Annotated in this window: 11 protein-coding genes; 6 read left to right on the top strand and 5 right to left on the bottom strand. The window is 57.6% G+C overall.

The window, feature by feature from the left end:
* The first annotated feature begins 30 nt into the window (after positions 1-30).
* From urtB to urtE, 4 genes are read left to right on the top strand one after another with little or no spacing between them, the layout of a single operon-like run.
* Positions 31-1,596 carry an urea ABC transporter permease subunit UrtB gene (gene urtB / locus AC790_RS07985; protein WP_049851419.1) on the top strand — a complete coding sequence of 522 codons (1,566 nt, stop codon included), beginning with the start codon at positions 31-33 and terminating at the stop codon, positions 1,594-1,596.
* On the top strand, positions 1,596-2,672 hold the full coding sequence (gene urtC, locus AC790_RS07980; RefSeq protein ID WP_049851418.1) for an urea ABC transporter permease subunit UrtC: 1,077 nt from the start codon (positions 1,596-1,598) through the stop codon (positions 2,670-2,672). The genes urtB and urtC overlap by 1 nt, the downstream gene beginning before the upstream one ends.
* Positions 2,665-3,456: an urea ABC transporter ATP-binding protein UrtD gene (gene urtD, locus AC790_RS07975; RefSeq protein WP_049851417.1), complete on the top strand. Its 792-nt coding sequence runs from the start codon at positions 2,665-2,667 to the stop codon at positions 3,454-3,456. Before urtC ends, urtD begins: the two co-directional genes overlap by 8 nt.
* Before the next feature lies 1 nt (position 3,457).
* On the top strand, positions 3,458-4,156 hold the full coding sequence (gene urtE / locus AC790_RS07970) for an urea ABC transporter ATP-binding subunit UrtE (RefSeq protein WP_049851416.1): 699 nt from the start codon (positions 3,458-3,460) through the stop codon (positions 4,154-4,156).
* Between the two features lie 79 nt (positions 4,157-4,235).
* Here the strand turns inward: urtE and AC790_RS07965 are convergent, their stop codons facing one another.
* The 3 genes from AC790_RS07965 to rbsK are packed head-to-tail and all read right to left on the bottom strand — an operon-like array spanning position 4,236 to position 7,498.
* Positions 4,236-5,249: an aldose 1-epimerase family protein gene (locus AC790_RS07965; RefSeq protein ID WP_049851415.1), complete on the bottom strand. Its 1,014-nt coding sequence runs from the start codon at positions 5,247-5,249 to the stop codon at positions 4,236-4,238.
* Positions 5,246-6,571 carry an L-fucose:H+ symporter permease gene (fucP, locus tag AC790_RS07960; RefSeq protein ID WP_007886874.1) on the bottom strand — a complete coding sequence of 442 codons (1,326 nt, stop codon included), beginning with the start codon at positions 6,569-6,571 and terminating at the stop codon, positions 5,246-5,248. The genes AC790_RS07965 and fucP overlap by 4 nt, the downstream gene beginning before the upstream one ends.
* Before the next feature lie 9 nt (positions 6,572-6,580).
* Entirely contained in the window at positions 6,581-7,498 is a 918-nt protein-coding gene (gene rbsK, locus AC790_RS07955) for a ribokinase (protein ID WP_049851414.1), read from the bottom strand.
* A gap of 371 nt (positions 7,499-7,869) precedes the next feature.
* Between rbsK and deoR the strand changes: the two genes are divergently transcribed.
* Positions 7,870-8,634 (top strand): DNA-binding transcriptional repressor DeoR, encoded by a 765-nt coding sequence (gene deoR / locus AC790_RS07950; protein WP_049851550.1) that lies wholly within the window; start codon positions 7,870-7,872, stop codon positions 8,632-8,634.
* A gap of 238 nt (positions 8,635-8,872) precedes the next feature.
* Positions 8,873-10,540 (top strand): energy-dependent translational throttle protein EttA, encoded by a 1,668-nt coding sequence (ettA, locus tag AC790_RS07945; protein WP_008101764.1) that lies wholly within the window; start codon positions 8,873-8,875, stop codon positions 10,538-10,540.
* A gap of 49 nt (positions 10,541-10,589) precedes the next feature.
* On the opposite strand, the gene nadR is transcribed toward ettA, so the two are convergent.
* Both nadR and radA read right to left on the bottom strand, forming a co-directional pair.
* Entirely contained in the window at positions 10,590-11,816 is a 1,227-nt protein-coding gene (nadR, locus tag AC790_RS07940; RefSeq protein ID WP_049851413.1) for a multifunctional transcriptional regulator/nicotinamide-nucleotide adenylyltransferase/ribosylnicotinamide kinase NadR, read from the bottom strand.
* A gap of 105 nt (positions 11,817-11,921) precedes the next feature.
* Entirely contained in the window at positions 11,922-13,307 is a 1,386-nt protein-coding gene (gene radA, locus AC790_RS07935) for a DNA repair protein RadA (protein WP_007886867.1), read from the bottom strand.
* Position 13,308: the final 1 nt, after the last annotated feature.

Below are 13,308 nucleotides of genomic sequence, written 5' to 3'. Positions count from 1 at the left end.
TCTCAAACTACCTCCTTCAGGGCCAGAACCATGACAATTCGCCGTTATCTCTGCTGTCTGCTGTTACTGCTGCCCTGGCTCGCCCAGGCGGGCGATGGCGCAGACTTCGCGGCCGCCAGCCGCACCCAACAAGCCACGCTGCTGCAACAGTGGGCCGCCGCGCCGCAGGCTAGCCGCTTGCCGCTGCTGCAGGCGCTGCGCAATGAAACCGTGGTCATCGACCAGAAACAGCAGCCGTTCAGCAAACAGGGCGATACGTTGCAGCCACTCGATAGCGCGCAACAGCTCGCTGGCGACAGCAAAAAACTGTTTATGAATAACCGGCTGCGCGTATTGGTCGCCAGCGCCCTCGCCGCTCATCAGCTGGTGAGCAACGATGCGACGATCCGCTTACGTGCCGCGCAACAACTGCAAAACGATGGCGTAGCCGATATGTTGCCGCTGCTTGAGCAGCGCCTCGCCAGCGAAAAAGATGCACAGGTCCACACCGTGCTACTGATGGCCGCCGCTAACCTGCAACTCGCCAGCCCGGATGCGGCGCTGCGCCTTAAAGCTGTGACGCTGCTCGGCGAATCCAGCGATCCCAACATGCAGGCTAGCCTTACTCGCTTAACCCAGGCCAGTAATGAGCCCGATGCTAAAGTCCGTGAAGCTGCCGCCACCAGCCTGAAGCAGATTAAACAGCGCCTGATGTGGGGCGATCTGATCGGACAGGCGTTTACTGGCCTGTCGCTCGGTTCGATTTTGCTGCTGGCGGCACTCGGTCTGGCGATCACTTACGGCCTGCTGGGTGTGATCAACATGGCGCACGGCGAAATGCTGATGCTCGGCGCCTACGCTACCTGGTTTGTGCAGAGCCTATTCCAGCAGTTCGCGCCGCAATGGCTCGCCTGGTATCCGCTGCTGGCGCTGCCGGTGGCATTTCTGGTGACCGCCTGCATGGGCATGCTGCTGGAACGCACCATTATCCGCCATCTCTACGGACGTCCGCTGGAAACCCTGCTCGCGACGTGGGGCATCAGCCTGATGCTGATTCAGCTGGTGCGTATGCTGTTTGGCGCGCAGAACCTGGAAGTGGCCAACCCGAGCTGGCTCTCCGGCGGTCTGCAGCTGCTGCCTAATCTGGTGCTGCCGTACAACCGTATCGCGGTGATCCTGTTCGTGTTTGCCGTGCTGAGTCTCACCTGGCTGCTGCTGAATAAAACTCGCCTTGGTCTCAGCGTGCGTGCCGTGACGCAGAACCGCGCCATGGCTGATTGCTGCGGCGTACCCACCGGACGCATCGATATGCTGGCCTTTGGCCTCGGTTCTGGCATTGCCGGACTCGGCGGCGTGGCGCTGTCGCAGTTGGGCAACGTCGGGCCGGAGCTGGGTCAGGGCTACATCATCGACTCCTTCCTCGTGGTGGTGCTGGGCGGCGTCGGGCAGCTGGCGGGCACCGTCGTGGCGGCGTTTGGCCTCGGCATTCTTAACAAAGTGCTGGAACCGCAGATAGGCGCAGTGTTGGGCAAAATCCTCATCCTCGTGCTGATCGTGCTGTTTATCCAGAAACGTCCGCAGGGCCTGTTTGCCTTTAAAGGGAGGGTGATTGACTGATGAGCCAGCCAATGACGTTAACTATCTCGCGTAAGGCGCCGCGCCTGACCCTCAGCCTTGGTGTAGTGATCACCGCGCTGCTGCTGGTGCTGCCATTCTGCGCCCTGCTGCCTGCCACCCATCCGCTGGCGATCTCCACCTACACGCTGACGCTGGTCGGCAAAATCCTCTGTTACGCCATCGTCGCGGTAGCGCTCGATCTGGTGTGGGGCTACGCCGGTTTGCTGTCACTCGGTCACGGCCTGTTCTTCGCGCTCGGCGGCTATGCGATGGGCATGTATTTAATGCGCCAGGCCTCCGGCGACGGCCTGCCGGCGTTTATGTCATTCCTTTCGTGGAGCGAGCTGCCGTGGTTCTGGGCGGGCACGCAGCATTTTGCCTGGGCGCTGTGCCTGATCGTGCTGGTGCCGGGCCTGCTGGCGTTGGTGTTCGGCTTCTTCGCCTTTCGCTCAAAAATCAAAGGCGTCTACTTCTCGATCATGACGCAGGCGCTGACCTACGCCGGCATGCTGCTGTTTTTCCGCAACGAAACCGGCTTCGGCGGTAACAACGGGTTTACCGGCTTCACCACGCTGCTTGGCTTTAACGTTACCGCTACCGGTACGCGCATCGGGCTGTTCGTTGCCACGGTGCTGCTGTTGCTGGTGAGTCTCGGCATCGGCTTCGCGCTGGCGCGCAGCAAATTCGGCCGCGTGCTGACGGCGGTGCGCGATGCGGAAAACCGCCTGATGTTTGTCGGCTACGATCCCAAAGGCTTCAAGCTGTTTGTCTGGACGCTCTCGGCGGTGCTGTGCGGGCTGGCGGGCGCGCTGTATGTGCCGCAGGTCGGCATTATCAACCCGAGTGAAATGTCGCCGACCAACTCGATTGAAGCCGCAATCTGGGTGGCGTTAGGCGGACGCGGCACTTTGATTGGACCGCTACTGGGCGCGGCGATCGTTAACGGCGCCAAGAGCTGGTTTACCGTCGCCTTCCCGGAATATTGGCTGTTCTTCCTCGGCCTGATGTTTATCCTGGTCACGCTGTTCCTGCCGCGTGGCGTGATTGGCCTGCTGCGCCGGAGGCGTGATGACTGAACAACTGTTTACCCAACCCCATCCGTCGGATCGCCATCGTGAACAGACCGATCCGGTGTTGCAACTGGAGAAGATCAACGTGTCATTCGACGGTTTCCGCGCGCTAACCGATCTCTCACTGAAGATCGGCGTCGGCGAACTGCGCTGCGTGATCGGCCCCAACGGCGCGGGTAAAACCACGCTGATGGATGTGATCACCGGTAAAACCCGACCGGATAATGGCCAGGTGATCTACGACCAGGATACCGATCTCAGCAAAATGTCGCCGGTGGAGATCGCGCGCGCTGGGATCGGACGCAAGTTCCAGAAACCCACGGTATTTGAAGCGCTCACGGTGTTCGAGAATCTGGAAATCGCGCTGAAAAATGACAAATCGGTGTGGGCCAGCCTGCGCGCCCGACTGAACGGCGAGCAGCAGGATCGCATTGATGAGGTGCTGAAGCTGCTACGACTCGGCGGCGAACGTCAGCGCCAGGCCGGTTTGCTGTCGCACGGCCAGAAGCAGTTTCTGGAAATCGGCATGCTGCTGGTGCAAGACCCGCATCTGCTGCTGCTGGATGAACCGGCGGCGGGCATGACCGACGCCGAAACCGAGTACACCGCCGAGCTGTTTCGCAGTCTCGCCGGCAAGCATTCGCTGATGGTGGTTGAGCACGACATGGGCTTTGTTGAAACCATTGCCGATCACGTGACCGTGCTGCATCAGGGCCAGGTGTTGGCCGAGGGATCGTTACGCGAAGTGCAGGCGGACGATCGGGTTATCGACGTTTATCTGGGGCGCTAACATGCTGCAAGTCGCGGAACTGAATCAATATTACGGCGGCAGCCACATTCTGCGCGGCCTGTCGTTTGAGACTAAACCGGGTGAAATCACCTGCCTGCTGGGACGCAACGGCGTGGGAAAAACCACGTTGTTGAAGTGTTTGATGGGGCTGATTCCGGCCAAATCCGGCGAGATTCGCTGGCAGGACAAAGTGATTAACGGCCGCAAACCGCACCAGCGCGTGCAGGCTGGCATCGCTTATGTGCCGCAGGGGCGTGAAATCTTCCCGCGTCTGACGGTGGAAGAAAATCTGCTGATGGGGCTGGCGCGCTTTTCCGGCGCGCAGGCCAAAGCGGTGCCGGAGGAGATCTACCAGCTGTTCCCGGTGCTGCGTGAGATGAAAGCACGACGCGGCGGCGATTTGTCGGGCGGTCAACAGCAGCAACTCGCGATTGGCCGCGCCCTCGCCTGTTCACCAAAGCTGTTGATCCTTGATGAACCCACCGAAGGGATTCAGCCCTCGGTGATCAAGGAGATCGGCGCGGTGATTCGCCAACTGGCGCAGCGCGGTGATATGGCGATCCTGCTCGTCGAGCAGTTTTACGATTTCGCCGCCGAGCTGGCCGACAGCTATCTGGTGATGTCACGCGGTGAGATCGTGCAGCGCGGTGCCGGATCAACCATGGAAGCCGACGGCGTGCGGGGATTGGTGGCGATTTGATTGCGCCGTTTATTCGTAGGGTGCGCATTTATGCGCACCTGGAAATCTGGTCGCCATAAATGGCGACCCTACGGTTTAGTTACAAAATGCCGGTCTCGACGCTGAAATGGCGCTGCTCGCCAGGCGCCAGTTCAATCAACGTTCCCGCGCGCTGCGCCGCCTTGAATCCTTCCGGGCGGCAGGTGGCTGGCAGCACATAGGCCGCGACCTGCTGATCGCGGTTATGCAACAGCCAGCGCGTGGCGTGCGGAAACTGCTGACTGGAGAAGCGCGTCATCAGGGCAAAACCCTGCGGCGAGTGCAGCTCGAACTGCACCTCATCGCCATACTGCTGCAGATCGTCGGCGAAGAACACGATCTCTGGATCGCACATCTCCGGCTGATCCAATGGCTGAAACGCCTGTGGATCGGCAGCCAGCCGATCGGTATAAGCGCGCCACTGCGGCGTTGGCTTCACGTGTGCCGGGATCGAGGTGCGCAGCTGGAACGCATCCGTCGGGATCGACTGCTGGAAACGTCCCTGCTCAACCCACGCGCTGTTGAGATGGCACATGTACTGCAGCGGCATCGACGCACCGGCCAGATTAGTGACGTTCATCTCAATGTGCAGCCTTGCCGCATTGGCCTCAAGCCGCACCGCAGGTGCGGCAAGATAGTGATGGCCGAAGCCCTTCACATACTCGGTTTCGCCCTCCAGCGATAGGCGATCGTGTTCCAATACAATCCACGCGCTGTCCATGCGCGCGCAGGCCATTTCGCCATGCAGCGGATGGTCATCCTCGGCGGCCGGGCAGCCGTTGGCCAGCAGTCCGGAGTGGAAAGCAAAACAGCCGTAGGTATCAATTATCGAACTGCCGAGCAGCGGCTGCTTAAAGCTGTGGCCCATGGTCAGCGCATGGCCATCAAAGTTGGCGTCCCACACCATCTGGCCGTAAAACGGCAGCACGATCACCGTGCCGCGTGGGTTGCTGATGCGCACCGCTTCGACGCCCGCTGGGTAGCGAAACAGCTCGACGTGGAACGTCTCGTTGCGCAGCAGCGTGCTCGGCGTTGCATGGAACTGTTCCCGACGTAACGGTAAACGGGTTTTCATGGCATCTCCTCGACTAAACGACCAGCCGCTTCAGCCTGCTTTTTATGGCGCAGTTCGCCCCAGAAGAAGTAACCCACCCAGGCAAAGCACAGCAGCGAAACGCCAAACGCCAGCTGCATCGATCCCAAATGATCGGAGACGAAGCCCTGCAGCGCCGGAATGAAAGCAGCACCCACAATCGACATCACGATAAATGCGCCCGCCACTTCGGTGTATTTGTTATCGACGGTCGCCAGCGTACCGGCATAGATGGTCGCCCAGCAGGGCCCAAACAGCGCGCTGACAAAGATCGCGGCATACACTGCGGTAAAGTTCGGCACAAACATCACCCATGCCAGCGTGATCACACCGAGCACCGAGTAGGCAATTAACACTTTTTCCGCCCGGAAACGCGTCATCAGGAAGTTGGCAACAAACTTACCGATGAAGAAGCCGATAAAGCTATAAATCATAAAGTTAGAAGCATGGCGCTCATTGGTTGCGCCGAGCGTTAGCGCCAGACGAATGGTGAACGACCACACCGCCACCTGCATACCGACATACAGGAACTGCGCGACGATGCCGCGTTTAAAGTGACGATTGGTCGCCAGATAGCGGAAGGTCTCGCCCAGCGACGGCAAGGATTTCCCGCTGCTTTCCGGCTTACAGCGCGGATAGCGGGTGAACAGGAACAGCAGCATCACCACCACCAGTACCATGACCAGATATTTGTACGGTTCCAGCGTGTGTTCCAGCATGGTGAGACGGAACGCGTGCGCCTGTTCAGCGTTCATGCCGGCCAGCTGGCTTTCCAGACTGTCGCCCTCCTGGAACACCAGATATTTGCCCAGCACGATGCCCATTAAGGCGCCAACCGGATAGAACGTCTGGCTGATGTTAAGGCGCAGCGTGGCGTGATCGCGATGTCCAATCATCGAGCTATAGGTATTCGCAGCGGTTTCGAGGAAGCTCAACCCAATAGCGATAGCGAAAATCGCCGCGAGGAACATGGTGTAGGTCGCCATGTGTGAAGCCGGATAGAACAGCACGCAGCCGACGATATACAGCGCCAGCCCCATCAATATCGCCAGTTTGTAGCTGGCTTTGCGGATCACCAGCGAAGCTGGGATGGCGATCAGGAAGTAGCCGCCGTAAAACGCACTCTGCACCAGCGCACTGGCGAAATCGCTCAACGCGAATACGCTTTTGAACTGGGTGATCAGAATGTCGTTCAGACTCGCCGCACAACCCCACAACGGGAACAGGCACGAGAGCAAAATGAACTGGAACAGCGGCGTTTTATTCAAATAACCATCAGGTTGCTGAACAATGCTCGGTTGCATAACTCGACCTCAATTAACGTTGAGAAAACGCTGGAAGGTTTCCGCGTCGGGATAGGAGCGCTGCGTGCCGCGACCGGTCACGCTGCAGGCGGCATAGGCGGAGGCTTGCGCCATCGCGCCCGCAATATCACCGGTTTTTACCAGCTGGTGAGCGAAGCAGCCGATAAAAGCATCGCCCGCACCGCTGGTGTCGACGGCTTTTACCGCCGTAGGTGCAACGTGGTGCAGCTGGTCGCCAGACATCCACAGCGAACCGCGTCCGCCGAGCGTGATGATCAGGTTTTTCAGCCCGCGATTCAGCAACGATTGCCCCGCCAGCTGCACCTCTTCATCGCTGTTAACCGGCATGCCGGTCAGGATCTCCAGCTCGGTTTCGTTCGGCATGAAAAAGTCGCATTTGCAGGCGTAGTCGATGTCCAGATTAGCCACGGCAGGCGCCGGATTGAGGATCACTTTGATGTCGTGCTGGCGGGCAAAATCAATGGCGTAATAGACCGTTTCCAGCGGGATCTCCAACTGCAGGATGATCAGCCGACAGCTTTTCAGTGCGTCGGCAGCGGCATCAATATCCGCCGGTTTCAGCTGCTGGTTGGCGCCTTTAATGATCAAAATGCGGTTCTGTGATTGATCGTCAACGAAAATCGGCGCCACGCCGCTCGAGGTGCCGGGCGCGGTGGTGACAAAACGCGTATCGACGCCTTGCTGTTGCAGGTTGGCCACGGTGTTGGGTGCAAACAGGTCGTCGCCCACTTTGCTGACCATCATCACGCTGCCGCCCAACTTCGCTGCGGCCACTGCCTGATTAGCACCTTTGCCGCCACAGCCGATGGCGAAGTCAGGCGCTTCCAGCGTTTCGCCCGCTTTAGGCAATTGATTGGTATAGGTAATGAGGTCGACCATGTTCGACCCAATAACCGCGATGTCCATTGTGCTCTCCTGGTGAATTTTTAACTTTATAATGTTATAAAAATCACAATATCAGGTTAATAAAGTTAATTATGTGATAAATTTCACACCTATGAACGCTGATAAAAAGCCGTCATCACGCCACTTACTCATGATAGAGAATGTTATTATTCTAACATTGCAACACCATTGAGCACGCCGTCTGGCGCTGAGCGCAGCGGCGGGATTGAAACGAAATGGCGGGATGGCGTGGCGTTTGCGGGCCGATCTCATTACAGGTAAGATTGAAAACCGGCCTGCTGAATACGTCGCAAATCATTAAAATCTGTGAGATTTATCGTGATTTTTGACCAGGCAACTTCGACTTCAGGATTAATTACGCAGAGATGATCATGGAAACCCGGCGCGACGAACGTATTCACAAATTAGCTCAGGCGCTAAAACGCACCGATAAACTGCACCTGAAAGATGCGGCACAGTTGCTAGGCGTGTCGGAAATGACCATCCGCCGCGATCTTACCGAACCGGCCTCAACGGTGGTGCTGCTTGGCGGCTATATCGTTAGCGATCCCAAAAGCCATGCCGGACACTATTTCATCTCCGATCAGCACGGACAGAACGCCGCACGTAAACAGCGCCTGGCGCAGGCTGCAGCGGATCTGATCGGTGAAAATGACACGGTGTTTTTTGATTGCGGCACCACGCTGCCCTACATCGTCGATGCGATCCCCGATACCTTGCCGTTCACCGCGATTTGTTGCGCGATGAACACCTTCCTGGCGCTGAAGGAGAAACCGGCCTGCAACGTGATCCTCAGCGGTGGCGAATTCCATGCCGATAACGCGCTGTTCACGCCGATTGGCGCGCATTCGATCCTCGACGATCTCTGCCCGACGCTGGCCTTTATTTCGGCAGCGGGTATCGATCAGGAGCAGGGTGCCACCTGCTATAACATCAATGAACTGGCGATGAAGCACCACGCGATGCTGCGCGCCCGTCAGCGCGTGCTGGTGGCAGACAGCAGCAAGTTCGGCAAAGTGCTGCCAGCACGGATTGGTGAGCTGCGTCGCTTTGATTTGTTGGTGAGCGATAGCGCACCGGAACCGGCGCTGAAGAACTGGCTGGCGCAACATAACATCCCACTGCGCCTGCCATAAGATCATAGTTCCTGTATTTTCAATAATCGGCTCACGATCCATACCCTAAATAATTCGAGCTGCAGCAAGGCGGCAAGTGGGTTCATCCCCAGGAGCATACATAAGTATGTGACTGGGGTGGACACACGTAGCCAACGCCGCTGCAGCTCGAAGTATGACGGGTATGAATAAAAGGGGAAAACGGCTAAACTTCTGCATCAGTAGTCCACCACTCACAGACCAAAAGGCTCAATACAACGTGGCTCAATTCGTCTATAGCATGCATCGCGTCGGCAAAGTCGTTCCGCCGAAGCGTCACATCCTGAAGAATATTTCACTTAGCTTCTTCCCTGGAGCAAAAATCGGCGTCCTCGGCCTGAACGGTTCGGGTAAATCGACGCTGCTGCGCATCATGGCCGGTATCGATACCGATATCGAAGGGGAAGCACGCCCACAGCCGGGCATCAATGTTGGCTATCTGCCGCAGGAACCGCAGCTCAACCCGGAACACACCGTGCGTGAATCCGTGGAAGAAGCGGTTTCCGAAGTGGTGGGTGCGCTGAAGCGCCTTGACGAGGTTTATGCGCTGTATGCCGATCCGGATGCCGATTTCGACAAGCTAGCCGCCGAACAGGGTCGTCTGGAAGAAGTGATCCAAGCGCACGACGGTCATAACCTCGATACGCAGCTGAACCGTGCGGCAGATGCGATGCGTCTGCCGGATTGGGATGCCAAAATCGCTACGCTCTCCGGTGGTGAACGCCGCCGCGTCGCGCTGTGCCGTCTGCTGCTGGAAAAACCAGACATGCTGCTGCTCGACGAACCGACTAACCACCTGGATGCGGAATCCGTGGCGTGGCTTGAGCGCTTCCTGCACGACTTCGAAGGTACCGTTGTGGCGATCACGCACGACCGTTACTTCCTCGATAACGTCGCTGGCTGGATTCTGGAACTGGACCGCGGCGAAGGTATTCCGTGGGAAGGTAACTACTCTTCCTGGCTGGAGCAAAAAGATCAGCGTCTGGCGCAGGAAGCCTCTTCTGAAGCCGCTCGTCGCAAATCGATCGAGAAAGAGCTGGAGTGGGTGCGTCAAGGCGCGAAGGGCCGTCAGTCTAAGGGCAAAGCCCGTCTGGCACGCTTTGAAGAGCTGAACAACACCGATTACCAGAAGCGTAACGAAACCAACGAACTCTTCATTCCACCAGGTGCGCGCCTTGGCGACAAAGTGCTGGAAGTGACCAATCTGAAGAAATCGTATGGCGATCGCGTACTGATCGACGATCTGACTTTCTCTGTACCGAAAGGCGCGATTGTCGGCATTATCGGTCCGAACGGCGCGGGTAAATCGACCCTGTTCCGCATGATGTCAGGTCAGGAGCAACCGGATTCCGGCACCATCGAGCTGGGCGAAACCGTCAAGCTGGCGTCAGTGGATCAGTTCCGTGACGCGATGGACAATTCCAAAACCGTGTTTGAAGAAGTTTCTGGCGGCCAGGACATTATGCGCGTGGGCAACACCGAGATGCCAAGCCGTGCTTACGTTGGTCGCTTCAACTTCAAAGGCACCGATCAGGGCAAACGCGTGGGTGAGCTGTCAGGCGGTGAACGCGGTCGTCTGCACCTCGCGAAACTGCTGCAAGTGGGCGGCAACCTGCTGCTGCTCGATGAACCGACCAACGACCTCGACATCGAAACCCTGCGCGCGCTGGAAAACGCCCTGCTGGAATTCCCAGGCTGTGCCATGGTGATCTCGCATGACCGTTGGTTCCTTGACCGTATCGCCACGCACATCATCGACTATCAGGATGAAGGCAAGGTGGAGTTCTTCGAAGGTAACTTTACCGAGTACGAAGAGTACAAGAAACGCACCCTCGGCGCCGACGCGCTGGAGCCAAAGCGTATCAAGTACAAGCGTATGACCAAGTAATTGTTATAACGTGAAAAAGGCGCCGACTGGCGCCTTTTTTATTGCTGAATTAGCTGCCTAACATCTGCTTTACCAACTCCACACAGCGCAGGAATCGCGCATCGTAGTCATCCTCTTTAACGTGGACAAACTCGATATTATTTTCGCGTAGCATGGTGACCAGCATGGTCTGGAATTCACGGCGATCCATTGAGCTGCCGAGGTTGCGTAAACCATCCGCCACCCACGGCACGTTGTTCTCCAGCAGAATCACCAGATCGAAACGGTACTCATCAATTAACGCCTGAACAAACGGATGCTCGCGCCCTTCATACTTAAGGCAAAATGCCTGCGTGGTAATGAAATCGGTATCGATAAAGGCGACTTTGCTGGCGTATTTCACCGCGAAATCGATGTACTGCGCCTGTCCCAGCGCGATTTTATCGTAGTCGGAATATTGCAGCGCCATCTCATCGCCGCCGAGGTGCGAGAAGACATAGTCGCGGCCATATTCCCACGCGCTGGTGGTATTGAAGATGTTGGCCAGCTTATTCACCAGCGTTGATTTACCGCTCGATTCACCGCCCAACACCGCTACGGTGCGCACGAAGAACGGCTTCACTTCGGTAGGAATATATTCCCAGTAGCGGAACGGATCCTGACGAATCTGGCCGCCGCTGATGTTCATAAACGATCGGTTGGGATCGACAACCACCGCCGGAATGCCGAGGTGCTGCTCATACATCGCGGCATCAGGCTCTTCACTGGTGTAAACACAATTCGGCTCAATGCCCTGCTCAGCCAGAAACGTTTTAACGCCGCCGCTCCACACATCCCAGCCGTGCGGATAAGGTTCGATGCCCTCTTCGTTGAATGAGTGAATACGGATATTTTTCTGGTATTTGAAGGTTTGCAGCAGCCAGCGTAAACGATCGCTGATGGTCGGCTGCTGCGACATGGCGCTGTTTTCAAACAGTTCACGATCGCGCGGATCGTCGTGACCCATGATGATGTGCAGTTCATCCACCTGGCTGCAGGCGCGTTGGATCAAATAGATGTGACCGGTGTGCAGCGGATAAAATTTACCGAACACCACGCCAACGGTTTTGTCTCGGCGCGGAAATTCCAGGCCCAGAAAACGGTGCAATGCTTCCAGCTTCTGCGCACTGGGGCTTTTAATTTTGGCGTTGAGCAGCTGGCTTAAGTAGCCTTTGGTCATTCCGCTGGCGTCGGCAACCTGCTGCAGCGTGTGGCCTTGCTGGCGAATGGCTGTTTTCAGGTAGTCAAACGATGACATTTAGTGCCTCCTGCGTGGAATAAAGGGCGGTGCGGCCTTTAAGACGGTGCGCATAAATGCGCACCCTACGAACGTAGGGTCGGCATTCATGCCGACCGGCAAAACTTACAACTCATCCAGAATCGCCAGCGCATCCGCCAGCTTCTTCGCGCTATACACCTTCATCCCTTCTACCGGCTTCTTCGGTGCATTGCCGGCCGGGACGATAGCGCGCTTAAAGCCGTGCTTCGCCGCTTCGGAAATACGCTCCTGACCACTCGGCACCGGACGAATTTCGCCCGCAAGGCCCACTTCGCCAAAGATAACCAGATCCTGCGGCAGCGGACGATCGCGGAAGCTCGAGACCATCGCCATCAGCAGCGCCAAATCGACGCTGGTTTCGGTGACTTTCACCCCGCCAACCACGTTGACGAACACGTCCTGATCCGCCATCTGCAAACCACCGTGGCGATGCAGCACCGCGAGTAAGATTGCCAGGCGATTCTGCTCCAGGCCTACCGCTACGCGGCGCGGATTGCCCATCATTGAGTGATCGACCAGCGCCTGAATCTCCACCAGCAGCGGACGCGTTCCTTCCCACAACACCATCACCGAACTGCCCGAGGTGATCTCATCACCGCGTGACAGGAAGATAGCCGACGGATTGCTCACTTCGCGCATGCCCTGCTCGGTCATGGCGAACACGCCGAGCTCATTCACCGCACCGAAGCGGTTTTTGTGGCTGCGCAAGGTGCGGAAACGCGAATCGGCATCACCATCCAGCATCACCGAACAGTCGATACAGTGTTCCAGTACTTTCGGACCGGCCAGCGAGCCATCTTTGGTGACATGGCCGACCATAATGATTGCCACGCCGCGCGTCTTGGCGAAGCGCGTTAGGTACGCGGCGGTTTCACGCACCTGCGCCACGCTGCCCGGCGACGACTGGATCTCCGCCATGTGCATCACCTGGATTGAGTCGATCACCATCAGTTTCGGCTGCTCCTGCTCGGCGATCAGGCAGATCTGCTCAATGCTGGTTTCCGACAACATATTCAGATTTTCGGTCGGCAATCCCAGACGATGGGCGCGCATCGCCACCTGTTGCAGCGACTCTTCGCCAGTGACGTACAGGGTTTTCATCCCTTCCGCCAGCTTGCACATCACCTGCAGCAGCAGCGTCGATTTACCGGCACCCGGATTACCGCCAATCAAGATGGCGCTGCCCGGCACCACGCCGCCGCCCAGTACGCGGTCGAACTCTTTGAAACTGGTAGAGAAACGTGGCAGCGCTTCAAGACTGATCTCCGACAGCTTCTGCACGCGGCTAACGCCCGCGTTGCCGCCGGCATAACCGCTCAGACGCTCGTTACGCGCTGCCGCAGGCGAGGCGGCAATGCGCACCTCGGTGATGGTGTTCCATGCGTGGCAGGCGCTACATTGCCCCTGCCAGCGTGGATAATCAGCGCCGCATTCGTTACAAACGAAGGCGCGTTTTGCCGCTTTGGCCAAA

This window comes from Pantoea sp. RIT-PI-b (genome assembly GCF_001187905.1).
GTDB classification, from domain to species: domain Bacteria; phylum Pseudomonadota; class Gammaproteobacteria; order Enterobacterales; family Enterobacteriaceae; genus Pantoea; species Pantoea nemavictus.
The sequence above is the reverse complement of the archived record's forward strand: the minus strand, read 5'-3'. Positions and strand labels throughout refer to the sequence as shown.